This is a genomic window from Bacillus pfraonensis (assembly GCF_050768835.1).
Classification (GTDB): domain Bacteria; phylum Bacillota; class Bacilli; order Bacillales; family Bacillaceae_G; genus Bacillus_A; species Bacillus_A pfraonensis.
Window position 1 is genome coordinate 84,905 of the sequence record NZ_JAHCDO010000005.1, and the last position, 24,463, is coordinate 109,367.

The following is a 24,463-nucleotide window of genomic DNA, read 5'->3' on the forward strand; positions in this document are numbered from 1 at the left end:
GGAAATCACTTCCTTTTTTCTTTTAAACAGTATATGTCTTAGAATTGATAAATTTCGCTTTTTATAACAGATAACTGACTTTAAAATAAATGTTGAATATTCTGTCAATTTATATTATGATTAGCTTATTATCCGATGACAGCGATTAGCCTCTCTGCATGCCCGGATACAAATTCGTTCAATTTCATAGAAGATAATTGGCTTCTTTCCACTTGAACTTCCTTAGCAGGAAGACGAGCCATAGGGATAGAGACAGTAAAATCCAATGTAACTTTTACATTGTTTTTCTGGCTCTTTTTATTTTTTTCAGAAAGCGTTATCACAAATGGTGATGTTTCAATCGTATGAAGGATTTATGAAAATGAATACTTATAGGTTGGTGATCTTTTTGGCGAAAGAAAAACAGGAATTGCAAAAAGACTTGAAAACCAGACATATCACGATGATTTCAATTGGCGGGGTAATCGGGGGCGGATTATTTGTAGGAAGTGGAGCAATTATTCAATCAACAGGTCCAGCTGCCATTTTGTCTTATATGATTGGGGCTTTAATGGTTGTGCTTGTGATGCGGATGCTTGGAGAGATGGCTGCGGTAAATCCTGATAGTGGTTCTTTTTCAACATACGCCCATAAAGCAATTGGGCCTTGGGCAGGCTACACAATCGGTTGGTTATATTGGTTCAATTGGCTCATTATTATCGCAATTGAAGCAGTGTTGTTAGGGGTGATGATTAACAATTGGTTCCCAGCCATACCAACATGGATTGCGAGTTTGTTCGTGCTGATTATTATGACAATGACAAATATTTATTCAGTGAAGTTATATGGAGAGTTTGAATATTGGTTAGCGTTTATTAAAGTTGTAGCCATTCTAGCATTTTTAGCGTTAGGAATTGCGATGATTTTTGGAGTGGTTCCTGGTGTGGACAGGCCAAGTCTTTCGATTATTACTGAAAACGGAGGCTTTTTTCCAAAAGGGATTATGCCTGTACTACTTAGCGTTGTATTTATTTCTTTCTCTTTATCGGGGAGTGAGGTAGCTGCGATTGCGGCTGGAGAATCTGAAAATCCAGAGAAGAATGTAATCAGGGCGATTAACAGTGTTGTATGGCGCCTTATAATTTTCTTTGTAGGATCTGTATCGATTTTAGTTATTTTTATGCCGTGGAACAACGCAGAATTATTAAAACTGCCGTATGCAAGTTTATTTCAGATGGCAGGAATCCCTGCAGCTGCGGAAATGATGAACGGAGTTGTGTTTCTGTCGCTCCTTTCGGTTATGAATTCCGGCATATACACGAGTTCCCGTATGTTATTTTCGCTTGCGAAAAAGGGAGACGCTCCTTCGGTTTTTTCAAAGTTAAACAGCCGCGGGACACCGGTTTGGGCGATCTATGCAAGTATCACATTTGCCTTCATTTGTGCCATGCTCAAGTTCATCTCTCCTGATAAACTATTTGCTTTTTTAGCGAATAGTTCAGGCGGCGTTACGATGCTCATGTATATGTTCGTTGCCGTTTCTCATATTCGCTTACGAAGAAAAGCGGAACGGGAAGATCCAGGAAAACTAAAGGTGAAAATGTGGCTCTTTCCTTATCTCACTTACGCTACACTTGCGATGATTATTATGATATTTGTTGCACAAGCATTTATCGCGGATATGCGTATGCAATTTTATATGACAATGCTAGCGGCTGCTATCGTAATCGCAATCTATTTCCTCAGAGATAGAAATAAGCGAATACCAATAGAAGAAGAGTTTTCGATTATAAAAGATTCAAAGGTTAGCATAGAGAAGGAGTAAGAAAGGGGTATATTCCATGTTAAAAGAAGAGCAAAATATTGTAACGACAAAATCTAATCAATTACATGAAAGAAGAAATAATGCGGTGCCTGGAGGGTCTTATAATATTACGCAGTTATATGTGAAATCGGCAAAAGGGGCAATCATCACGGATGTAGATGGCAATGAATTAATAGATTTTGCAGGAGGGATTGGTATGCAAAATGTTGGGCATTGTCATCCGAAGGTCGTACAAGCCATTCAAAGCCAAGTGGAATCTTCTATTCATAGTTGTTTTCATGTAGCGCCGTATGAAAGCTATATTGAATTAGCTGAGAGAATGAACGAGTTAACGCCAGGAGATTGTAAGAAAAAAACGATGTTTGCTAATAGCGGGGCAGAAGCGGTAGAAAATGCGATAAAAATCGCAAGAAAAGCGACTGGGCGCAGCGCGATTGTTTCATTTGAGCGTGCGTATCATGGACGTACACTCATGACAATGTCGCTTACGAGTAAAGTAAAACCGTATAAACATGGATTTGGTCCATTTGCATCAGATGTGTACAAACTACCTTATCCATATTATTACCGTGCGGAAAACGATTTGTCGCAAGAAGAAATAGATGCGCAAATCTTAGCGTATTTTGAACGTTTTATGTTAGAGGAAGTAGCAAGTGATAATATCGCTGCCATCATTTTAGAACCGCTTCAAGGTGAAGGTGGATTTATCGTTCCAAGTACTACGTTTATACAAGGCGTCAGAAACCTTTGCGATAAATATGGAATCATTATGATTGCTGATGAAATTCAAACGGGCTTTGCTCGTACAGGAAGTTTGTTTGCAATGGACCATTTTGGCGTGGTGCCTGATTTAATGACATTTTCAAAATCGATTGCTGCCGGGATGCCGCTTAGCGCAGTGACAGGAAGAGCAGAATTGATGGATGCTCCTGAGCCAGGACAACTTGGCGGTACTTTCTCAGGAAGCCCAGTTGCTTGCGCAGCTGCACTCGCTGTTTTAGATGTAATTGAAGAAGAGCAGTTAGTAGAACGCGCGCGAGTAATCGGTAGCCGTATGATGGAAGTGTTCCATAGTTGGAAGGAAAAATACGAATGTATTGGAGATGTGAGAGGTCTTGGGGCTATGGTAGCAATCGAGCTTGTAAAGGATCGAAATACGAAAGAACCGGCAACAGAAGAAGCAAAAGCGATTATGCAAGAAACACATAATAAAGGGGTAATCACAATAAGTGCTGGTATTTATGGAAATGTCCTTCGTTTCTTACCGCCGCTTGTTATAACAGATGAACAACTGGAGGAAGGGCTTCACATTCTTGAAACGGCAATTACGAAACTATCAAAATAGGAAACGATGATGGAGGCAGAGTAATGAGGTTTTTCAATTATATAAACGGTCAGTGGAAAGAGCCATCTACGAATCAATATTCAAAGAACGATAACCCGCATAATGGAGAAGTGTTAGGTGAATTTCCATTAAGCTCAAGAGAGGATACTGGGGCCGCGATTGCGTCAGCGAAAGAAGCGTTTCAAAGTTGGCAAGGGTTATCATTTCATGAGCGAGCGAGTTATTTATGGAAAGCAGCAGCAATTTTAAAAGAACGAGTGACGGAAATCGGTCAAGATTTAACGAGTGAAGAAGGAAAGACACTTGCCGAAGGGATAGGAGAAACGAAGCGAGCAATCAGCATTTTGGAATACTATGCGGGGGAAGCAAATCAGCCGGTAGGAGAAATGATTCCGTCTGCAAACCCGAAAACAATGCTTTATAGTAAACGTGTCGCAGTAGGACCAGTTGGGCTCATTACACCTTGGAATTTCCCGATTGCGATTCCAGCTTGGAAAATGGCGCCGGCACTGATTTATGGAAATACAGTTGTCATTAAACCTGCTGAAATTACACCAAAATCAGTCTATCATCTTGTGAATGCTTTTCATGAGGCGGAAATTCCGGCGGGGGTGATCAATTGTGTATTTGGAAAAGGATCAGTCGTTGGAGCAGAATTAACAGAAAACCCTGATATAAAAGCGATTTCTTTTACAGGTTCGAATGGTGTTGGAAAAACGATTCAACAAACAGCGATTGCAAGTAGAAAGAAAGTGCAGTTAGAAATGGGAGGAAAAAACCCATTAGTCGTATTAAAGGATGCTGATACCCAGAAGGCAGTCGATATTGCGATAAGAGGTGCATTTATGTCAACGGGGCAAAAATGCACAGCGACAAGCAGAGTGATTATTGAAGAGGAAATTTATGAGGAATTTCGAAATGAGCTCCTATTACGTACAGAGGCACTGAAAGTTGGAAATCCATTCGAACAAGATACGTTTATGGGACCATGCGTATCTGAGAACCAACAGCACTCTGTTTTATCGATGATTGAAGTAGGAAAGAAAGAAGCTTCTTTACTTTGCGGAGGCAAAGTACCAGAAGAAGATGCGTTAAAACAAGGATATTATGTCCTGCCGACTATTTTTGAAGATGTACCGCAAGATGCACGAATTGCGAAAGAAGAAATTTTCGGCCCTGTTATTTGTTTGTTTAAGGTGAAGAATTATCAGGAGGCGATTCATTTAGCGAACAATACAGAATATGGATTGAGCGCATCTGTTTGTACAAATAACCTCAGCCTAGCCCAGCAGTTCATTGACGATATGGAAGTTGGAATGGTTCATGTTAATTCAGAAACGGCAGGAGCAGAGCCGCAAGTTCCGTTTGGCGGAATGAAAAATTCGAGTGCGGGACCAAGAGAACAAGGAAAAACAGCTGCAGAATTTTATACGAGAGTAAAAACAGTATATATCGATCAAGTATAAGTTATTAAATGGGGGATGAACATGCGTAAAGGTACTTTTTTCATGGCAGGACACTCAAGACTTCCGAAAGGGATGGCTGTACGCAGTGTCTATGAAACATTAACAATTACAATAGAGGCAGATCACAAATATCACGTTATTATTGAAGCATCATGTACCCTTGCTACAGAACATGGGAGAGATTTTATTGCTCAAATTTTAAGAGGACATAGTTTACGAGATGGGATTGAAGAGATCACGCAAGAAATCTCGCACCATTATCAAGGAAAAGCACAAAATGCGATTATTAGCGCTTTAAAAGACTTGTACCGCCAATATACAAGCTATGTAAACGGAGAAAAGCCACAAGAAGAATATGAAGAAACAAATCTATAACAAACTGCCTAGTTTATTGCACTTTACTTTCTAAAGAGCATTCATAAACAAGAGCCAGTTATATTTCAGCTTATTTAGTGAGCGGAATATAACTGGCTTTTATTTTTATATCATGAGGAGGAAGGAAAATGTCAAAATCAAACCAAGGTGTAAAACAAAAAAGAAGATGTATGGAAAATGGTGTGGTGAAAACTTGTAAGATGTGTAAAGCGTGTGCAGCGATAAAGGAACTACCAAACGAACAAAAATTAAAATTGCGAAAGAAACATATTGACAGTGTAAATATTTTGAATTATCATTTAATTATAAAGTGATAAGATCCATATGAGAAATTAGCCTTCTCTATATCCGATCTTCATATTCTGTTTGCCCATATTTGAATAAAAAAACTGTCTATTATTACTGTACTTTAAGAGATTAAAGAACACTCGTAATGTAAAGCCAGTTGTACGTTTTCTACAATTTGTATTGTAGATGCGTATGACTGGCTTTTTTGCTTACTTAAACTAAAGGAGGAAATAACATGCCAGTGATTACGAAGCAAGAAGTGAAGATGAAGTTTGCAAAGAAATATGAGGGTTATGAAATTGTGCCTCATCCAGAACATAAACGTTTGTATCATATTGTGTTAGACGGGGAATTGCTTCAGCAATTTTTCCAAGAGGTAAAAGACCATTCGGAGCAATCACTGCAATACATTCCGTATTCTCGTTTTATCCTTGCTGATGGAATGAAAAAGCTCTTTGGTGAATCGTTTATGGAGAATGTTCGCGGTATTATTCATGATCGGGAAACAGGCGGATTTACAATTGGTGTACAGGGTGAAACGACAGATGCAGGAGATTATGTGAAGTTTGCAACGGCATTAACACATTTAATCGGTACGTCTAACTTTGATGCGATGACAGGAACATACTACGCAAGATTTAATGTAAAAGATACAGACAGCAGTGATTCGTATCTGCGCCAAGCGTATCGGCTATTCACGCTTCATACAGATGGAACATTTGTTGATGAACCGACAGACTGGCTTCTGATGATGAAAATAGAAGAAAAGAATGCAGTAGGGGGCGAATCACGTTTGCTTCATTTAGATGATTGGGAGGAGCTTGATAAGTTTCGTAAGCATCCACTCGCATCTGTTAAAATCACGTACAAAGCACCGCCAAGTAAAAACACACAAGAAATTGTATACCGTGAAACATTCTTTGATGTAAACAATGCGCCATGCATTTGCTTTATCGATCAATTTGCTTATCCAGATAATATTGAACAGGCAACATATTTGAAGGAATTATCAAGCTCTGTGGAGAATTCACCAGCAACGCACGCATTAAAATTACCAGTTGGTGATCTCGTACTTTTAAACAATCTATTTTGGATGCACGGGCGCGCTCCTTTTGAGAAAAATAAAGATTTATATCGCGAGCTTATGCGTCAACGCGGTTGCTTTTCTAAATAATAGATGTGGCGGGTCTTACAATAAGGCCTGCCTTTCCTAATATATAAGGGGGAAGTTATATGTATGATTTTCTAATTATCGGCGGAGGAATTGTTGGCCTTTCAACTGGAATGGCGTTAACGAAAAGATTTCCTCATGTCAAAATCGCAGTCATCGAAAAAGAAGACGAACTTGCGCATCATCAAACAGGACATAATAGCGGTGTCATCCATTCCGGCATTTACTATAAACCAGGCAGCTATAAAGCAAGATTCGCAAAAGAAGGAAACGCAGCGATGGTAGAGTTCTGCAAAGAAAATGGCATTGCCTATGACATGTGCGGCAAGGTGATTGTAGCGACCGAACAAGAAGAACTTCCTCTTTTACATAACCTGTACGAAAGAGGTCTACAAAATGGACTGAACATTTCTAAAATCAATCAAGGAGAATTAGCGGAAATCGAGCCTCACGTAAAAGGACTGGGAGCCATTCGCGTTCCTTCTTGCGGCATCGCCGATTATAAAGGAGTCAGTCATACATTTGCACGTTTTATAGAGGAGAGCGGAGGAGAAGTGCACTTAGGCACAAAAGCAGAACAAATTTTTGAGCACAAAGACTTCGTGACAATTGAAACAAACAAAGGCGCATTTGAAACGAAATTTCTCATTAACTGCGCTGGACTACATAGCGACCGGATCGCCAAAAAAACAGGAATACTAACAGACATGAAAATCGTCCCGTTCCGAGGCGAATATTACGAACTCGTTCCAGAAAAACGTCACCTCGTCAAACACTTAATTTACCCTGTTCCAAATCCAGACTTTCCGTTTCTTGGTGTTCATTTTACAAGAATGATAAATGGGGACGTACACGCTGGGCCAAATGCAGTCTTAAGCTTCAAACGGGAAGGTTATACAAAAAAAGACTTTGATATAAAAGATTTCATTGAAACAATGACATACGCCGGCTTTTGGAAAATGGCAATGCCAAATATGAAAGAAGGCCTAAAAGAAATGGTCCGCTCTTTCAGCAAACAATCCTTTCTTAAAAGCTTGCAGCGCTTAATACCAGAACTTACAGAGAAAGATATTGTTCCGACTCATGCAGGCGTCAGAGCGCAGGCGATTTTATCGAATGGAAATATGGTAGATGATTTTTGCATTATCCCTGGTATAAATTCCATGCATATTTGTAATGCACCGTCTCCAGCGGCAACAGCGAGTTTGAAAATTGGAGAGGAAATTGTGGGCAAGGTGCCAGATATAATTTTAGACCGGATTTTCTTGTCAAAAGCTACTTTTTGAGGTAGCTTTTTAATTTTTTTTTGGTAAATAACAAAATTTGTTGAATTACGGATATATATTGAGAAACAAGCGATATCTTTGAAAAATAATTAATATAGGAGGGTAATACTCAATATTTCTGTATGAAATAGGATGTATACGGATATTTTCGAAATATTTATGAGGTGTAATTCCTTCTGTGAAAGCGCTTTATTCATTAACATACAATCCATATCGTTAGACAGGGAATTGATTTTATGAAACAATAGTAACAGGTAAGGAGAGGGTGCTTTTCCTTAAGTGCTTCGTATTGAATTTATTCTATAAGAGAAAGTGTGCTTAATGATTTTAAATGAAATAAGGAGCTGTTTTGATTATATGCAACAAAAAAATGATTTAGATTTTGGACCTCAAGATGTAAATGTAGTGAACCCAAAACAAGCCAGGAAAGCCGTTGTCGCTACTGGTATCGGGAATGCGATGGAATGGTTTGACTTTGGATTATATGCGTATTTGGCGGTTATTTTAAGTCAATTATTCTTCTCTGGTGTTCACAATAGTGGCTTACAGCTTGTACTAACATTTGGTACATTTGCTGCTGCCTTCTTAGTGAGGCCGATTGGTGGTATTTTCTTCGGTAGAATTGGTGATAAATATGGCCGAAAGATTGTGCTGAGTACAACGATTATTTTAATGGCACTTTCCACATTATTCATCGCGCTACTACCAACCTACGAACAAATTGGGATTTGGGCACCGATTTTATTATTAGTTGCTCGTATGGTTCAAGGATTTTCCACAGGAGGCGAATATTCAGGAGCGATGGTGTATATCGCTGAATCTTCTCCTGATAAGAAGCGTGGTATACTCGGTAGTGGCCTTGAAATTGGGACGCTTTCTGGTTACATCGCCGCTTCAGTAATTGTTACCGTTTTGACGGTAGTGTTAACAGATGAACAAATGCTTAGCTGGGGATGGCGTATCCCGTTCTTAATTGCTGCACCAATTGGTTTGGTCGGTTTATATTTACGCCGCCATTTAGATGAATCTCCTATATTCCAAGAGATGGAAAAGGCACAAGAGAATTCTGAAGAAGATGAACAATTTTCGTTCATTGATATTTTGAAATATCATAAAAAAGACTTTCTTTTAAGCACAGTAATTGTTGCCTTCTTTAATATTACGAACTATATGATCCTTTCTTATATTCCTTCTTATCTAACACAAGTATTAAAAATCAAAGAAACGACTGGTTTAATCATTATTTCAATTACGATGGCACTCATGATTCCACTGGCGCTTTATTTCGGGAAATTAAGCGATAAAGTTGGTAATAAACGTGTAGTACAATTCGGATTACTCGGTTTGACATTATGTTCAATTCCTGCCTTTTTACTAATCGGCAATGGACATATTGCGGCTATTTTTATAGGTATCTTTATTTTAGGTTTCTTCCTTAGTGTTTATGAAGGAACACTGCCTTCCTTATTACCATCTCTCTTTTTCACAGATGTACGTTATCGTGCACTCTCGATATCATTTAATATCTCCGTATCCATCTTTGGTGGAACAACACCGCTCGTATGTTCATATTTAGTTCATGCTACTGGAAATGCACTAGCACCCGCATTTTATTTAACTGGTGTCAGCTTAATTGGCTTACTTGTATTTAGCCTACTATTTATCACAACGTCAGGTCGCGCACTAAAAGGTTCGTACCCGACTGTAGAAACGAAAAAAGAAGCACACGAAATAGCGAAGCAAGACCCAGAAGAAGCACTTTGGTGGCATGAAGAATCTTTAGGAATTGAAGCAGAGAAACAATCATAATAATGATTGTTTGAATTTTCAATATAAATAGGTTGAAGGTTACTGCATGCAAAATATGAAAGGTGACTATTCGTTCAATTTTGAACGAATAGTCACCTTTTTTTCTTTATTCCTTTTTTATTTGGTTCTGTTGATCAGCTTAAAATTTATACTCTTTTATTAGAAAAATATGGGTATAATCAAATTGTGTAGAAAAATGTGAAACTTGAAAGGGAGGGGATCGTGATGCAGTTAGAACAACAAGATTTGTTCAAAGGGGAAAGAGTTGTTATGGAGCGAAAAGCGAATGCAATGATTGATTTTGAAGAATTTGGTATGAAAAAAATGAAATATAACCCTTTTAGAAAACAGGAAGCAATTGGCGGAAAGTTATATGTAACGAACTATCGGCTTATTTTCAAATCACATGCTATAAATCGTGTAAGAGGGATGTACAGTATCCTACTACCTATGATTCAATCTGTTAAGGATGCGTCTTTTCTTGTGGTTAAGAAAATTGAAGTGTTATCAAAAGATCATACGTACATATTTGTCGTTTGGGGAATTCAAGAGCTTTTAGAGGAAATAGAAAGAGTGAAGAGCAATCTTTCGGTAGAAGAGAAGATGTGGCTAGAAAATATAAGGGAATCTGATGAAGAAAAATGTGGGGAAGGATTAAAGAGATTCAAAGAGATGGAAGAGATTGTGGAAATAATGGAGCACTTGTATTAAAAGTAGTCGGTAAATATACAAAAACAAAAATCCCTCTTATTACAAATATCAAATGTAATAAGAGGGATCTTTTTATGATACAGCTTGCTCTTCTTTTTCTACACGGTGATCTTCCCAACACTCTGTGTTCTGTAAGCCAGGAATAGAATCAGCTTGGAAAACGGGTGTCTTTCCAGCTTTCTTTTGCTTGATATAGTCTGCTAAAGCGGCGTATGCAAATTTACCAAGAAGGGTAATGGCAATTAAATTTGTAAATACCATAAGACCCATAAATAAATCCGCCATATTCCAAACTGTTTGAAGCGTCGCAACGGAGCCGAATACAACCATCGCAACCACCGCAACGCGATAAATCATTAACCATGCTTTACTTTCTTTAATGAATGCAATATTTGTTTCACCATAGTAGTAGTTTCCTAGTAATGAACTAAACGCAAATAAGAAAATAATAATCGCTAAGAAACTGCTTGCCCATGGACCAATTTGTGAACTTAATGCGTTTTGTGTTAACTCAATTCCTTCTAAATTCGCTTGCTTATATACTCCAGAACATAGGACTATAAATGCTGTTGAAGTACATACTAAAAACGTATCAACGAAAACGCCAAGCGCTTGAACAAGTCCTTGTTTTACAGGATGCGAGACATCAGATGTAGCGGCAGCGTTTGGTGAACTACCCATACCCGCTTCCGTGGCGAATAAACCGCGCTGAATACCGAACTTCATTGCTGCCCCAATGCCACCCGCAACTGCTTGATCTAAACCAAATGCACCTTTAAAGATTTCCAAGAACACATCAGGTAATGCATAGAAGTTTTTAATCACAACAAAAACAGCTACGGCGATATAAACAATAGCCATTGGCGGAACAATCGTTTCTGTAATACGTGCAATGCTTTTAATACCACCAAAAATAATAATCGCAACGAGTATAGCCATTGCAATTCCTACGATGTAACGTTCTAACCCAAAAGCATTTTCAAATGCTAATGTTACTGTATTTGCTTGTACAGAGTTGAAAATTAACCCATAAGTAACGGTAATCAGAAGTGAGAACCAAACGCCCATCCAGCGTTTATTTAGCCCCTTTTCCATATAATAAGCGGGACCCCCGCGGAATCCACGCCCGTCTTTTACCTTATAAATTTGTGCAAGCGTACACTCTACAAAACTGGTAGCGGCTCCAATAATCGCGATGAACCACATCCAAAATACTGCACCAGGTCCTCCCATCGAAATCGCTAGTGCTACACCAGCTAAGTTTCCGATACCAATACGAGCTGCTGCACTTAAACAAAATGCTTGGAAAGGAGAGATACTATCCTTCTTCTTTCCTTTTTTGTTAAACCCATTACTGATTAACCGTATCATGTCACCAAAATGGCTAATTTGTACAAATTTTAATTTGAAAGAAAAATAAAGCCCGAGGCCGATTAACATTACAATAAGAATATATGACCATAAAATGTTATTCGTTATCTCAAGAAATCTACTAAAAGTATCGATCATGTAATGCACTTCCTTTTTTAGTTATAAGAAAAGTATATTTTAAAAATATCGTAGAAGCAAATCGAGTGTGGGAGAATGTTGATTTATAAGGGTTTTTAATATTTTTCTGGCTTTTTTGTTTTTTCTGAAATAACTGCATGGATTGGGGGGAGATGGCGAATTTTGTCGTTTGGTCGATATGTTGTGTCGAATCGCTGATATATGATGAGAAACGGTCGATATATTTGGGAAAGCGCTGATATATTTGGGGGAATGGTTGATATCGTTTTATCGATTGATAAAGATGTCTCAGAATTAATAATATCGAAGAATGAACAAAGGATTCTTTGTCTATTCCTTTTCTGTAGAGATGCTGTATAAGTATCGTACGGAAAAAAGGTGTAGAGGGAAATGACTGGGAGAATAAAAAGTTTATTACCTGAACAATCCCTTGATAAACAAGGGATTGTTAGGATGAATTATGATAGTTAAGAGTGCCTTGAACCAGATTTGCGGACAGCTAACGTATCTTTATCAGTCAGCTCAGCTTCAATGTGAGAAGTTTTCGAAGACTCCCCCATGCGCCAATAAGTGATAAAGCTTATCGCAATACAACCAGCTACATAGAAGTAGAAAAGCGATTCGTGTCCAATACTCTTCAGCCATAACGCAATGAACTCAGCCGTTCCGCCGAATACCGCAACAGTGATTGCGTAAGGGAATCCCACGCCAAGGGCACGGATTTCAGTTGGGAAGAGCTCAGCTTTTACAATCGCATTGATAGAAGTATAACCAGTAACAATAATGAGACCGACCATCATAAGTAAGAAAGCAACGATAGGATATGTCGTTTGCTCCATAATTAGGAACAACGGCACTGTCAGTAAAGTTCCCAATATGCCGAAACTAATTAATAGCGGACGGCGTCCAATCCGGTCAGATAACATACCGGCAATCGGTTGAAGTACGACGAATACCAATAGGGCGATAAAGTTAATCCAGCTAACGACTTCCTTAGGAAGACCTACAGTATTCACCATGAACTTTTGTAAATACGTTGTGTACGTATAGAAGGCAACAGTTCCACCGAGCGTTAGCCCGACTACTGTTAATACTGCTTTAGGATGTTTCATTAAAGTTTTAATGGTTCCAGCGCTTTCACGGCTTTTAGAATCCATTTTTGAGAACTGCTCTGATTCATCCATCGTGCGGCGCAGCCACAATACAGCTACTGCTCCCATTGCTCCAATAATGAAGGGAATACGCCAGCCCCAAGATTTCATATCCGGCTCGCTGAGTATTTGCTGGAGAACGATCTGAACACCAAGTGCGACCAGCTGTCCCGCAACAAGTGTTACGTATTGAAAGCTCGAGTAGAAACCACGGCGACCGCTACTAGCCATTTCGGATAAATATGTAGCAGAGGTTCCGTACTCTCCACCTAATGATAATCCTTGAAGTAGACGTGCAAGAACGAGAATAATAGGGGCCATTATACCAATGGTGCTATAACCTGGCGTACAGGCAATGATTAGAGAACCACCAGCCATAATGGTAATAGAAAGCGTCAATGCAGCACGTCGACCATAACGATCCGCATAACGGCCCATCAACAGACTTCCGAGCGGGCGCATCAAGAAGCCAACGGCAAAAATAGCAGCCGTATTAAGCAATTGACTGGTCGGGTCTCCCTTAGGGAAGAACTCGGCCGAGAAATACACGGCGAAAGCAGAATAGACGTACCAGTCGTACCATTCAATCAGATTTCCAACTGAACCTTTGAAGATGTTTCCTGTGATGCGTTTTGTATTTGCGCGATGGGTGGATTGAGCCATGATTAAGATCCTCCTTTGAACAAATTTCTTTTCTACATTTGAAAAACATCATCATGAATTAAAAAAAATGAAAGCGGATTCAATGTAAAAAGAATTATAATATTCTGTCGAATTAATCGCAATATAATGAAAATTTTGTTCTTTTTGTACTTTATGTACATGGACATTTCTATTTTCGAAAAGGCAATTAATTTTTGTTTTTTAGGTATCTAGTTTGTGATAGATACCGTTATTCATGTTCCTTTGATTAAAAAGGAATCCAATTATATCCAAATAAGATTCGTGTTATAAAAAGGTTGATTAATGGTGGATTTTATAATAATAATTAAACAGAAGATTAATATTTTAGAATATTCTTTTAAATAGTAGATGTATATGTCGATAATTTTTTGTTAAAGGGTGTAAACATGAATAAATCGCTTAAATTTTCATTACAAACGAAGATACTCACTTTAATTATTACGCTCATTTTATTTGTTGTTTTTCTTTTGTCAGGAATATTTGTTTACATCCAGTCTGTTGATACGAAACGTCAAGTTGAACAGCTGGCCCTGCAGACGGCTAAATCTATTTCTTTTATGCCAGAGGTTAAAGAAGCATTTCACACTGGTCATTCTAAAAGTTACATCCAACCAATCGCTGAACAAGTTTGTGAGCAATCAGGCGCAGATAATGTAATCGTGGAAGATCGTCATGGCGTTGTCTATTCACACTCCGATCCCGATTGGATTGGTAGAGAAATAGACAATCTGTATAACGATCAAGCACTCAGTTTTGGAGGGTACTATACGCTAGAAGGAACAGGAACAACTGGTCCTGCTTTAATGGCGAAAGCACCGATTATTGTGGATTATGGGGACTATGATCAAGTAGTAGGGGTCGTTACAGTAGAGTTTCTGAAAAAAGGTATCCAGTCCAATATATTGAATCAAACGAAAGAAATTATTCTATTCTCGTTGGCTGTCTTGCTAGTTGGAATAGTTGGAGGGACGCTTTTAGCGCGAAGCATCCGAAAAGATACGCTTGGTCTTGAACCGAATGAAATTGCTTCGTTGTACCGAGAGCGTAATACGATACTGCTATCTATAAAAGAAGGAATCATTGCCATCGACCAAAAAGGGCTCATTACGATGATGAATACTTCTGCGAAGGATATGTTGAGTTTAGATAACGATTATTTACACCGACATATTACGGGAGTTTTTCCAGATTCTCATATGATGAGGGTACTTGAGATGGGGATTATGGAAAACAATCAAGAAATTCAGTTTAAAGATAAAGTGTTCATTTTAAATATGACACCTATAGTGGAAAATAGCCAAACTGTTGGCGTTGTATGTAGCTTCCGAGATAAAACAGAGTTACAAAGATTAATTGATACGATCTCTGAGGTGAGAAAATACTCAGAAGATTTACGTGCTCAAACTCATGAATTCACAAATAAGCTTTTTGTGTTATCAGGTTTACTTCAATTAGGTCATTATGCAGAGGCATTTGAATTTATCCAACAAGAATCTAGCGTTCATCAAAGTCAGAATCATATTTTATTTCATCAAATTCTTGATACAAAAGTACAGGCTATTCTACTCGGGAAATTGGGAACAGCGTCTGAGAAGAAAATTCAGTTCAATATTGAAGGTGATAGCACGCTTAATCCATTGCCAGATCATATTGAAATCTCACATCTTATCACTATCCTTGGAAACATGATTGACAATGCATTTGATGCGGTTAGTAATCAATCGGAAAAATGTGTCTCTTTTTTTGTTACGGATATTGGCAATGATGTTGTCTTTGAAGTGATAGACAGTGGAATAGGTGTGCCAAGTGAAAATATAGATACGATCTTTGAAAAAGGTTTCTCCACGAAAGGAAACAATCGCGGTTACGGATTATCGAATGTGAAAGAAATGGTAGACTCCCTTCAAGGAACGATTGAAATCACTAACTCAAAAAATGGAGGAGCTATTTTTACAATCTATCTTCCTAAGAAATTGGAGGAGAATAGATAAAGTAGGAGGGGGATGTACATATGTTGAAGGTTGCAATTGTAGAAGATGATTTCCGAGTAGCACAAATTCAGGAAGGCTTTTTATCAACAATAAAAGATATAAAAGTGGTAGGGAAAGCATTGAATACCAAAGAAGCAATGGAACTGTTAGAAAAAGAAGAAGTTGATTTACTTTTATTAGATATCTATTTACCAGATGGAAATGGTACAGACTTGTTGCCGAAGATTCACGTAAAGTTTCCAAACGTTGATGTGATTATGGTTACCGCAGCTAATGAAACAAGTATGCTCGAAAAAGCGATTCGAAACGGAGTATGTAATTATTTGATTAAACCTGTTACGCTCGAAAAATTCGTTCGTACTATTGAAGATTATAAGAAAAAGAAGCAACTATTAAATAGCCAGAGTGAAGTCAATCAGCCGTTAGTTGACATGTTTTTTGGTACTGCCCAAACAAACGATACTACTCAGAAAAACTTACCTACAGGTGTTGATCCGCTATCACTGCAAAAGGTAAAAACAATCATACGGGATTTAAAGGGCGGCATTACAATAGAAGAAATGGGAGAACAGATGGGAGCTTCACGAACAACCGCAAGAAGATATTTAGAGTATTTAGTTGCGACGAATGAATGCACAGTAGAGTATACATATGGCATTATCGGGCGTCCAGAACGTAAGTATCGCCTTGTATGAAACGGGGGATAGGAATCATAATCATGAGAAAAAGATCGTTCGCATTCATATGGCTACTTGCAGGGGCGATAGCAGGATGTTCTTTAGAAAAGCCCCAAACTACTAACAAACTAGACATAGACCAAGTGGAATTCGTTGCACCCAATGTTGCAGGTGCAGGGTGGGACTTAACAGCACGAGCGATGCAAAAAACATTGCAAGAAGAGAAAATTTTCACAAAACCAATTGTTGTAACGAACAAAGTAGGCGGCAGCGGTGACGTAGGATGGAAATATACAAAGAAAAAAGGCGGTCATGTACTTGCGATTAATTCGAGCTTACTCATAACGAATCATCTATTAGGTCACAGTAAGCTAACATATAAAGATTTCACACCGATTGCTACTTTAGCGGCCGAATGGGAAGTCGTGGTAGTGTCAAAAGATACTAGCATAAACAACGCAAAAGAGCTAATGGAGAAACTAAAGAAAGGCAAAAATAAGATGAAAATCGGCGTTGCCCCCGGTTTAGGCAATGACGATCACTTATCATTTGTACAAGTAAGTAAAGCATCTGGAATCAACCCTGCGGAGCTTAATTTTTTCGTCTATGAAGATAAAGAGAACGTGATAAATGCTTTAATTGATAAGCAAATTGATGTAGCGACACTAACCTTATCAGAAGCAGAAAAACAATACAAAGCAGGAAAAGTGAAGATATTAGCCGTATCCTCTCCCGAAAGGTTAAAAGAACTACCAGAAGTTCCAACTTGGAAAGAACAAGGGATTGATGTCGTATTTCAACATTGGAAAGGAGTTATGGGACCTCCTGATATGACAGAAGAAGAGGTTGCTTATTGGGATGGGGTTATTGGGAAAATGGTTGGAACAGATACGTGGAAAAGTATTTTGGTGGAGAAGGGATGGGGGAATTTTTATAAGGATAGTGGGGAGACGAGGTTGTTTTTGGAGCAAAAGAGTGAGGTGTATGAGGGATTGATGTATGGTTCGGGGCTGGGGGAATAATGGATAGTATTTCAAATGATAAGGTGTAAAAGTTATTTAATCATACGGTGTAGCGTATGATTTTTCTTTTGTAGATAGTTTGTTAAAATAGTAGTAATTGTAATTAATTGTAACTGTGGGGGTTAAATCCTAAAAATTTGTTTATAAGGTATGAAGAAAACTATATTCTTTTTATAAGTTTGTCCAATTTGTAAAATAGGATATAACTATGTTTGTGTTGTAGAAGAGGAGCGATTGTGTTGAAAAAAATTTGTGAAAAAATTCTAGAATTTCGTGATCAAAGAGATTGGAAACAATACCATAATGAGAAAGATTTGGCCATTTCAATTTCATTGGAAGCAAATGAGTTACTTGAAAATTTTCAATGGAAAAGTAGTGAAGAAGCGCTTGCTACATCTCGACAAAATATAAAGGAAGAGATGGCTGATGTATTTATATATTTAATTCAAATGGCCGACAAAATGAATGTAGATTTGGAGGAAGAAGTTCTTAAAAAGTTAGAGAAGAATGCAAAGAAATATCCGGTTCCTCAAAGAAGAGAAGGAACCGTCAAATAATTATTTATAATATATAAATATAAAACCTAAGCTGGTAACAGCTATCCTTGAATGGAAGACAAATAAGGATTTGGATCTATATTGTTTCTATGTGACAAAGGCTGGAGAAAGTAGGAAAGACCTATTATAGAAATTTAGGATCTTCTAATGTGTCGCTGTATATTGTGTTTGATGGAGATGCACAAGAACCAGTTAAAGAAACGATTCGTATCTATCAACCATAAGAATGAGGAGAATTATGTGAATTATTGTAAATGATGCAATGAAATAAGTTCTTAAAGATATTGTCGAATCTCTAAGAAAATAGTTTTGGACAACATGTGGTGTAGAAACAATGGAGGAGTTGGCTGTGAATTTAAGGAGTAATTTGATGTATACGGTTTAGGGAGAGGAAATAGAAAAATGATTATATATGAAGCAACTAAAAGTGAATTTCTAGAAGATGTATTTCATGATGAATTGGTTACAAATATTTGTAGTAATTATAATGAGAAAATTGGAAAGATAAATGAGAGAGAAGTAAGGGCATGGGATAATTCCATGCAGTATATGTATAGAGTGCTAAGCGATCAAGAAATACCTGATAATGCTGGAGTTGCGATTGAGTTTAAAATTCCCCATACTTCCAAGCGAGTTGATTTTCTTATTACTGGTACTGACAATAATGCTAGTCCATCTGTTGTGATTGTGGAGTTAAAGCAGTGGGGAAGTATTGAAAAAATTGAAGATAAAGAGGCTATTGTTAAAACAGCTATGAATAAGGGGATGGTTGAGACAACTCATCCATCGTACCAAGCCTGGTCTTATGCTGCTTTAATAAAAGACTATAATGAGAATGCACAGCAAGAAAATATGAATCTTTATCCATGTGCATATTTGCATAACTATATTAATTTAGGAGAAGTTGATCCTCTAACTGATTCTATTTATGAGTATTACATTGAAAAAGCTCCTGTTTTTGTTAAAGGTGATTCTGGAAAATTACGTGATTTTATTAAAAGAAATATTGTGTATGGAGATAACAAAGAGAACTTATATAAGATAGAAAAAGGTCGGATAAGACCTTCGAAGTCACTGCAAGATGTGCTCAACAGTATGTTGTTAGGGAATCAAGAATTTATCATGATTGATGGTCAAAAAGTCGTTTATGAAACAGCTCTAAAACTTGCAAATAAGGCAATTCGGACGAATACAAAACAAGTTTTAGTAGTGGAAGGTGGTCCTGGTACAGGGAAATCTGTCTTAGCTATCAATTTATTAGTAGAGGCAACAAATCGTAGCTTAGTAGCTCAGTATGTAACGAAGAATGCAGCACCAAGAAATATATATGCAACGAAGTTAAAACAAAGTTTTCGTAAGGGACATATTGATAATTTATTTAAAGGTTCAGGGAGTTACATAAATGCACCTACAAATGAATTTGATGTTCTTATCGTGGATGAAGCTCATCGACTTAATGAAAAATCTGGCATGTTTAATAATCTAGGAGAGAATCAAATTAAAGAAATTATAAATGCTTCCAAGCTATCTACATTTTTTATAGATGAAAGACAACGAGTTACTTTAAAAGACATAGGTAGTATTAGAGAAATTGAAAATTTCTCACAAGAGATTGGGGCAAATATAACAAAATTAAAACTAGATTCACAATTTCGATGTAACGGATCTGATGGTTATTTGAGTTGGCTTGATGATGTTTTACAAATTCGTGAAACAGCTAATTCTAACTATATCGGTACTAATTATGATTTTCGGGTATATTCAAATCCTAATGACTTAAGAAAAGAAATTGAGTTACTCAATGAAAACAACAATCGCTCCCGATTAGTAGCAGGATATTGCTGGGATTGGATTAAAGAAGGAAAGACAAATACGAATATGCATGACATCGTGTTACCTAATTATAATTTTGGGATGAGTTGGAATTTAAATAATTCTGCAACTTGGGCAATCGATAAAAATTCTATTCATGAGATAGGGTGTATTCATACATGCCAAGGTTTAGAATTTGATTATGTTGGTGTCATTATAGGTGATGATTTAGTCTTTCATGAAGGAGAAGTACTTACAGATTATACGAAACGTGCAAAAACGGACAACTCCTTAAAAGGTTTGAAAAAAATGTTGAAAGAAAAACCCGAGGAAGCTGAAAAACTTGCAGATGAAATTATTAGAAACACATACAGAACTTTAATGACAAGAGGGCAAAAAGGCTGTTTCATTTATTGTACCAATAAAGAATTAGAAGAGTATTTCAAGAAGAGATTTAATGAAATTCAACAAAATTATGGTGTGAATGAATTCTTTAGTAGACCATCTAGCGTGGCGGAGAATAAAGGAGGTTATAAAAAAGAGGGAATAGATCAGTAGACGGAATTGTTTTTTTTATGACTATTTTTAATGTTTTCTTAACTAAAATTGTTTAACCGAAATAGATTAGCAGCTAAATTTGCTGTACTTATCTAGTCTCCATCATCAATCACCCTTTCATTCTATATTTATTTCTATTAGTATAAAGGGGATGAGAATAGTGGGCTAATTAATCTGAAATAGTAAATGAGATAATAACAATGACACAGGTTTGATCCCACTGATTAAAAAACATATTAGTTGTTAAAATATATAGAAGGAATCTTTTGTATGATAGAGTTTCTGTTAAGTCAAGGAGGACGCAATGAAAAAGAATATTTATGTTGTTGGAGCAGTAATTATTGAAGATGAGAAAATTTTATGTGCACAAAGGGGACCATCTAAAGCGCTGCCTCTTAAATGGGAATTTCCAGGTGGGAAAATAGAAGAGGGAGAGTCACCTCAAGAAGCATTGCAACGTGAAATTAATGAAGAAATGCATTGTAAAGTGCAGATTGGTGAAGAAATTGAGTATACTGCTTATGAGTATGATTTTGGTATTGTGCATTTGAAGACTTTTTACTGCAAGCTGATTGAGGGAAGCCCAGTGTTAACTGAGCATGTAGCGATGAAATGGTTATATCCAAATGAACTTGCCTCTTTAGATTGGGCACCTGCTGATATTCCGGCTATTGAGAAGTTATCAAAGGGATCTTTTGTGAAATAATGTTATAAAAAATACATGAAGCTATTCACAGTATGTGGATAGCTTCATGTATTTTTTATAGTAAATTTGCACCCTGAAACAGTGAGTATTACAATTAGTATAAAAATTTGTCAAAAATGGTGATCATATGGAGAATTTTATTCGAAAGTTAGAAGCATCTTTATATAGAGGGTTTATCGATCAAAAATCTAGTCAATCTGGGAATTATAAACCTAAGTTGTTAGTAAACAATGCAAGAAAAAATGAACATGTTTTAACTTCATTGCTGGAAGAGCTTGAAAATAGTACCTCCTTTATTTTTTCAGTCGCTTTTATTACAGAAAGTGGCCTGGCTACTTTAAAATCCCATCTTCTCGATCTGAAGCGAAAAGGAGTTAAAGGGCGAATATTAACATCAACGTTTTTAAATTTTAATCAACCAAAAGTATTTAGAGAACTAATGAAAATAGAAAATGTAGAAGTAAGATTAACAAATTTAGCCGGTTTTCATTCAAAAGGATACATATTTAACCATAAAACTCATTATTCGTTGATTGTTGGAAGTTCTAATTTAACAGCGCATGCGTTAAAAGTAAACTATGAATGGAATGTAAAGCTAACATCGCATGAAAACGGAGAGATTGTTCATCACTTCAAAAGTCAATTTGAAGAAGTGTGGAAAGACGCTCAAACATTAACTACAGAGTGGATTAATAATTACGAAAAAATTTACAAGCAAATTGATAATAAAGTAGCGGATCAAGTTATAGAATTACCTGGTCAATATAGTAATTCTATTGAGGAAGCTTTGAAAGTTGTTCCAAATAAAATGCAACAGGCAGCGCTGCAAGAAATACAGGCTGTTAGAGATGCTGGAAAAGACAAAGGATTGGTTATTTCGGCAACCGGAACGGGTAAAACATACTTGTCAGCATTTGATGTGAGACGTTTTGCACCTAAGCGTATGTTATTTATTGTTCATCGTGAGCAAATATTACTTAAATCAAAATCAGATTTCCAAAAAGTTCTTGGTGGTATTGATAACGATTTTGGAATATTCTCAGGATCGAATAAACAAACAGATGCCAAATATTTATTTGCGACCATTCAGACCATTTCAAAAAAAGATAACTTATCTCAATTTGATCCAGAGGCATTTGATTATATTTTAATAGATGAAGTTCATAAAGCTGGAGCACAGTCTTATCAAGACGTAATTGAGTATTTCAAACCTAAATTTTTAATGGGGATGACCGCTACACCTGAACGGACAGATAACGTCAATATTTATGAGTTATTTGATTACAATGTTGCATATGAAATTCGGTTACAGGAAGCACTTGAAGAAGATATGCTTTGTCCGTTTCATTACTTTGGAGTAACGGATTTTGAATATAATGGGGAAACGATTGATGATACTACAGTTTTATCTAAGCTTGTTACTGAAGAACGCGTAAATCATATAATTGAAAAAGTTCAATACTATGGTTTTTCTGGTGAAAAAGTAACAGGATTGATGTTTTGTAGTCGAAAAGAAGAGGCAGAACAATTATCCCGTGCACTAAACGAAAAGGGTTTCCGCACAGTAGCATTAACAGGGGACCATTCTCAAGAAGAAAGGGCACTTCAAGTAAATCAATTAGAAAACGGAATGCTTGATTATATTTTAACTGTAGATATTTTTAATGAGGGAATTGATATCCCAAGTATTAATCAAGTGGTCATGTTAAGGCAAACTCAATCTAGTATTATTTTTATTCAACAGCTTGGACGGGGACTTCGTAAGCATGATTCCAAAGATTTCGTTACGATCATTGATTTCATTGGTAATTATAAAAACAACTATTTAATTCCAATGGCGCTTTCAGGTGATAAATCACAAAACAAAGACAATATACGTAGACGTACAAATGATACAAGCTATATTAAAGGTATTTCAACGGTTAACTTTGAAGAAATAGCAAAAAAACAAATCTTTAAGGCTATTAATAATAGTAATTTAACTGCATTGAAAATTTTAAAAGAAGCTTATGTTGAGCTAAAAAATAGAATAGGTAGACTCCCATATCTATACGATTTTATATTAAACCACTCTATTGATCCTACTGTACTTGCGGAAGGGTATTCGAACTACTATCAGTTTCTATTAAAAATGAAAGAAGAAGTTCCTGTACTAACAGATTATGAAAATAAAGTTTTAACAATGTTTTCATTAGAAGTATTGAATGGAAAACGTAAACATGAAATTATTTTACTAGATTTGTTATTACGCCAAGAAAAGGTTAACCATGATGAGTATCTTAATTATTTAATAGAATCTAATTGTCAAACAGACGATGCTACCATAGCTTCAGTTCAACGTATTTTTGATTTATCATTCTTTACGCAAAATAGTAAGAAAAAATATGGAGAAAAACCAATTGTTACTTATTCTGAGCATAAAGACTATATGTTTAATGATTCAATCCGTGAGAGTTTAAAGCGAAATAATTATTTTAAAGAAATGATTATTGATATTATTCGAAGTGCAAAAGAAAAAAATGAATTTTATCAATGCGATAAACCGCTTACTTTGTACAAGAAATATTCAAGGAAAGATGCTTGTAAATTATTAAATTGGGATAATGATGAACACTCAACGATGTATGGATATAAAACTAAACATCATACTTGTCCAATATTTATTACGTATCATAAAAAGGATGAGGTAGAGTCTAGTGTGAATTATGGTGATGAGTTTCTCAACCAAGAAGTTCTTAAATGGTATACCAGAAGTAAGAGAACATTGAAGTCCCCAGAAGTCCAAACGATCATTGAGGCAGAAGAAAACAACATTGACATTCACATTTTTGTAAAAAAGGATGATGGTGAGGGGAGTGACTTTTACTATTTAGGTAAAGCAATTCCTGATAAAAAGAGCGTGGAACAAACGGAAATGGAAGATAAGAAGTCTGTTGTTACAATGAATATGATTATGGAGCATGCTGTTGAAAATAAAATTTATTCTTATATTAAGGAAGGACATGCTTTGAGTTGAATTTAAGCGATATGACCATTCATGATAAGAAGCTGCTAAATAATTAATTGATGAAAAGGTCTTCTAACAAATTTATGATAAATTTGTTAGAGGACCTTTTCAAATTTTAGGAATGCTGTATGGATGCGTATAGGAGAATAGGGTTCGTGTTATAATTGAAGAAAAATCCAATCGGAGGAATCCCAATGCCAACCCACAACAAACTAGTCCGCGACCGCATCCCAGAAATAATCAAACACAACGGAAAAACACCAATAACAAGAATACTAAATGATAAAGAATACATAGAAGAAGTAGGCAAGAAAATAGGAGAAGAGTTAACGGAGTATTTAGAAGCAGAAAGTAAAGATCATAAGGTAGAAGAACTAGCCGATCTATTAGAACTCATAAACACACTAGCTCAGCACGAAGGTGTAACACTTGAAGATGTGGAAAAAATACGGGAACAAAAAGCAGAACAACGCGGTGGTTTTCAGGAGCGAATCTTTTTAGTTGAGGTACATGATGACTAAAGTTTAGCTTAAC

Annotated in this window: 19 protein-coding genes and 1 pseudogene; 18 read left to right on the forward strand and 2 right to left on the reverse strand. The window is 36.6% G+C overall.

The features are described 5' to 3' along the window. Positions 1–361 precede the first annotated feature (361 nt). From KFD70_RS06735 to KFD70_RS06775, 9 genes are all read left to right on the forward strand, one after another. The gene (locus KFD70_RS06735) at positions 362–1,804 is read left to right on the forward strand and encodes an amino acid permease (protein WP_420792326.1); all 1,443 of its coding nucleotides are present in this window, start codon (positions 362–364) and stop codon (positions 1,802–1,804) included. Positions 1,805–1,820: 16 nt separating this feature from the next. After that, entirely contained in the window at positions 1,821–3,149 is a 1,329-nt protein-coding gene (gene gabT, locus KFD70_RS06740) for a 4-aminobutyrate--2-oxoglutarate transaminase (RefSeq protein ID WP_336450771.1), read from the forward strand. 23 nt (positions 3,150–3,172) lie between these two features. Continuing rightward, complete coding sequence (locus KFD70_RS06745; RefSeq protein ID WP_336450772.1) at positions 3,173–4,615, forward strand: aldehyde dehydrogenase family protein; 1,443 nt, start codon at positions 3,173–3,175, stop codon at positions 4,613–4,615. A 21-nt stretch (positions 4,616–4,636) separates the two neighbouring features. Then, a complete protein-coding gene (locus tag KFD70_RS06750; RefSeq protein ID WP_336450773.1) occupies positions 4,637–4,990 on the forward strand; it encodes a DUF3870 domain-containing protein in 354 nt (117 codons plus the stop codon). A gap of 128 nt (positions 4,991–5,118) precedes the next feature. Continuing rightward, positions 5,119–5,304 (forward strand): hypothetical protein, encoded by a 186-nt coding sequence (locus tag KFD70_RS06755; protein WP_336450774.1) that lies wholly within the window; start codon positions 5,119–5,121, stop codon positions 5,302–5,304. A gap of 209 nt (positions 5,305–5,513) precedes the next feature. After that, positions 5,514–6,452, forward strand: a complete 939-nt coding sequence (gene glaH / locus KFD70_RS06760) for a glutarate dioxygenase GlaH (protein WP_336450775.1) — start codon at positions 5,514–5,516, stop codon at positions 6,450–6,452. 59 nt (positions 6,453–6,511) lie between these two features. Beyond that, a complete protein-coding gene (gene lhgO / locus KFD70_RS06765; RefSeq protein WP_336450776.1) occupies positions 6,512–7,735 on the forward strand; it encodes an L-2-hydroxyglutarate oxidase in 1,224 nt (407 codons plus the stop codon). A gap of 357 nt (positions 7,736–8,092) precedes the next feature. Next, positions 8,093–9,544 carry an MFS transporter gene (locus KFD70_RS06770; protein WP_336450777.1) on the forward strand — a complete coding sequence of 484 codons (1,452 nt, stop codon included), beginning with the start codon at positions 8,093–8,095 and terminating at the stop codon, positions 9,542–9,544. 225 nt (positions 9,545–9,769) lie between these two features. Continuing rightward, positions 9,770–10,255 (forward strand): PH domain-containing protein, encoded by a 486-nt coding sequence (locus KFD70_RS06775; protein ID WP_336450778.1) that lies wholly within the window; start codon positions 9,770–9,772, stop codon positions 10,253–10,255. Between the two features lie 72 nt (positions 10,256–10,327). Here KFD70_RS06775 and KFD70_RS06780 read toward each other — a convergent pair whose 3' ends face one another. Together KFD70_RS06780 and KFD70_RS06785 are read right to left on the reverse strand one after the other, a co-directional pair. Next, positions 10,328–11,764: an alanine/glycine:cation symporter family protein gene (locus KFD70_RS06780; RefSeq protein WP_431613042.1), complete on the reverse strand. Its 1,437-nt coding sequence runs from the start codon at positions 11,762–11,764 to the stop codon at positions 10,328–10,330. 467 nt (positions 11,765–12,231) lie between these two features. Next, positions 12,232–13,578, reverse strand: a complete 1,347-nt coding sequence (locus KFD70_RS06785; protein WP_431613043.1) for an MFS transporter — start codon at positions 13,576–13,578, stop codon at positions 12,232–12,234. A 407-nt stretch (positions 13,579–13,985) separates the two neighbouring features. Here KFD70_RS06785 and KFD70_RS06790 point away from each other — a divergent pair, with 407 nt between their 5' ends. The 9 genes and pseudogenes from KFD70_RS06790 to KFD70_RS06830 all read left to right on the forward strand — a co-directional run bounded on the left by KFD70_RS06790 (position 13,986) and on the right by KFD70_RS06830 (position 24,450). Continuing rightward, complete coding sequence (locus KFD70_RS06790; RefSeq protein WP_431613044.1) at positions 13,986–15,590, forward strand: ATP-binding protein; 1,605 nt, start codon at positions 13,986–13,988, stop codon at positions 15,588–15,590. Between the two features lie 20 nt (positions 15,591–15,610). Next, on the forward strand, positions 15,611–16,285 hold the full coding sequence (locus KFD70_RS06795) for a response regulator (protein WP_336450782.1): 675 nt from the start codon (positions 15,611–15,613) through the stop codon (positions 16,283–16,285). Between the two features lie 23 nt (positions 16,286–16,308). Continuing rightward, positions 16,309–17,289, forward strand: a complete 981-nt coding sequence (locus KFD70_RS06800; RefSeq protein WP_431613045.1) for a tripartite tricarboxylate transporter substrate binding protein — start codon at positions 16,309–16,311, stop codon at positions 17,287–17,289. Between the two features lie 236 nt (positions 17,290–17,525). Continuing rightward, complete coding sequence (locus tag KFD70_RS06805; protein ID WP_431613046.1) at positions 17,526–17,846, forward strand: nucleotide pyrophosphohydrolase; 321 nt, start codon at positions 17,526–17,528, stop codon at positions 17,844–17,846. 13 nt (positions 17,847–17,859) lie between these two features. Further along, positions 17,860–18,067, forward strand: a pseudogene (locus KFD70_RS06810) (TerD family protein); the annotation flags it as partial. A gap of 181 nt (positions 18,068–18,248) precedes the next feature. Beyond that, positions 18,249–20,216 (forward strand): DNA/RNA helicase domain-containing protein, encoded by a 1,968-nt coding sequence (locus tag KFD70_RS06815; RefSeq protein ID WP_431613047.1) that lies wholly within the window; start codon positions 18,249–18,251, stop codon positions 20,214–20,216. Positions 20,217–20,520: 304 nt separating this feature from the next. Then, on the forward strand, positions 20,521–20,922 hold the full coding sequence (locus KFD70_RS06820; protein WP_431613048.1) for a (deoxy)nucleoside triphosphate pyrophosphohydrolase: 402 nt from the start codon (positions 20,521–20,523) through the stop codon (positions 20,920–20,922). 127 nt (positions 20,923–21,049) lie between these two features. After that, complete coding sequence (locus tag KFD70_RS06825; RefSeq protein ID WP_431613049.1) at positions 21,050–23,938, forward strand: DEAD/DEAH box helicase; 2,889 nt, start codon at positions 21,050–21,052, stop codon at positions 23,936–23,938. 185 nt (positions 23,939–24,123) lie between these two features. Further along, complete coding sequence (locus tag KFD70_RS06830; RefSeq protein WP_336450788.1) at positions 24,124–24,450, forward strand: pyrophosphohydrolase domain-containing protein; 327 nt, start codon at positions 24,124–24,126, stop codon at positions 24,448–24,450. Positions 24,451–24,463 lie beyond the last annotated feature (13 nt).

What these genes read in the sequence shown, in the direction of transcription:
- KFD70_RS06735 (WP_420792326.1), top strand. Translation starts at nt 362, where the DNA reads ATGAATACTTATAGGTTGGTGATCTTTTTGGCGAAAGAAAAACAGGAA.
- gabT (WP_336450771.1), top strand. Translation starts at nt 1,821, where the DNA reads ATGTTAAAAGAAGAGCAAAATATTGTAACGACAAAATCTAATCAATTA.
- KFD70_RS06745 (WP_336450772.1), top strand. Translation starts at nt 3,173, where the DNA reads ATGAGGTTTTTCAATTATATAAACGGTCAGTGGAAAGAGCCATCTACG.
- KFD70_RS06750 (WP_336450773.1), top strand. Translation starts at nt 4,637, where the DNA reads ATGCGTAAAGGTACTTTTTTCATGGCAGGACACTCAAGACTTCCGAAA.
- KFD70_RS06755 (WP_336450774.1), top strand. Translation starts at nt 5,119, where the DNA reads ATGTCAAAATCAAACCAAGGTGTAAAACAAAAAAGAAGATGTATGGAA.
- glaH (WP_336450775.1), top strand. Translation starts at nt 5,514, where the DNA reads ATGCCAGTGATTACGAAGCAAGAAGTGAAGATGAAGTTTGCAAAGAAA.
- lhgO (WP_336450776.1), top strand. Translation starts at nt 6,512, where the DNA reads ATGTATGATTTTCTAATTATCGGCGGAGGAATTGTTGGCCTTTCAACT.
- KFD70_RS06770 (WP_336450777.1), top strand. Translation starts at nt 8,093, where the DNA reads ATGCAACAAAAAAATGATTTAGATTTTGGACCTCAAGATGTAAATGTA.
- KFD70_RS06775 (WP_336450778.1), top strand. Translation starts at nt 9,770, where the DNA reads ATGCAGTTAGAACAACAAGATTTGTTCAAAGGGGAAAGAGTTGTTATG.
- KFD70_RS06780 (WP_431613042.1), bottom strand. Translation starts at nt 11,764, where the DNA reads ATGATCGATACTTTTAGTAGATTTCTTGAGATAACGAATAACATTTTA.
- KFD70_RS06785 (WP_431613043.1), bottom strand. Translation starts at nt 13,578, where the DNA reads ATGGCTCAATCCACCCATCGCGCAAATACAAAACGCATCACAGGAAAC.
- KFD70_RS06790 (WP_431613044.1), top strand. Translation starts at nt 13,986, where the DNA reads ATGAATAAATCGCTTAAATTTTCATTACAAACGAAGATACTCACTTTA.
- KFD70_RS06795 (WP_336450782.1), top strand. Translation starts at nt 15,611, where the DNA reads ATGTTGAAGGTTGCAATTGTAGAAGATGATTTCCGAGTAGCACAAATT.
- KFD70_RS06800 (WP_431613045.1), top strand. Translation starts at nt 16,309, where the DNA reads ATGAGAAAAAGATCGTTCGCATTCATATGGCTACTTGCAGGGGCGATA.
- KFD70_RS06815 (WP_431613047.1), top strand. Translation starts at nt 18,249, where the DNA reads ATGATTATATATGAAGCAACTAAAAGTGAATTTCTAGAAGATGTATTT.
- KFD70_RS06820 (WP_431613048.1), top strand. Translation starts at nt 20,521, where the DNA reads ATGAAAAAGAATATTTATGTTGTTGGAGCAGTAATTATTGAAGATGAG.
- KFD70_RS06825 (WP_431613049.1), top strand. Translation starts at nt 21,050, where the DNA reads ATGGAGAATTTTATTCGAAAGTTAGAAGCATCTTTATATAGAGGGTTT.
- KFD70_RS06830 (WP_336450788.1), top strand. Translation starts at nt 24,124, where the DNA reads ATGCCAACCCACAACAAACTAGTCCGCGACCGCATCCCAGAAATAATC.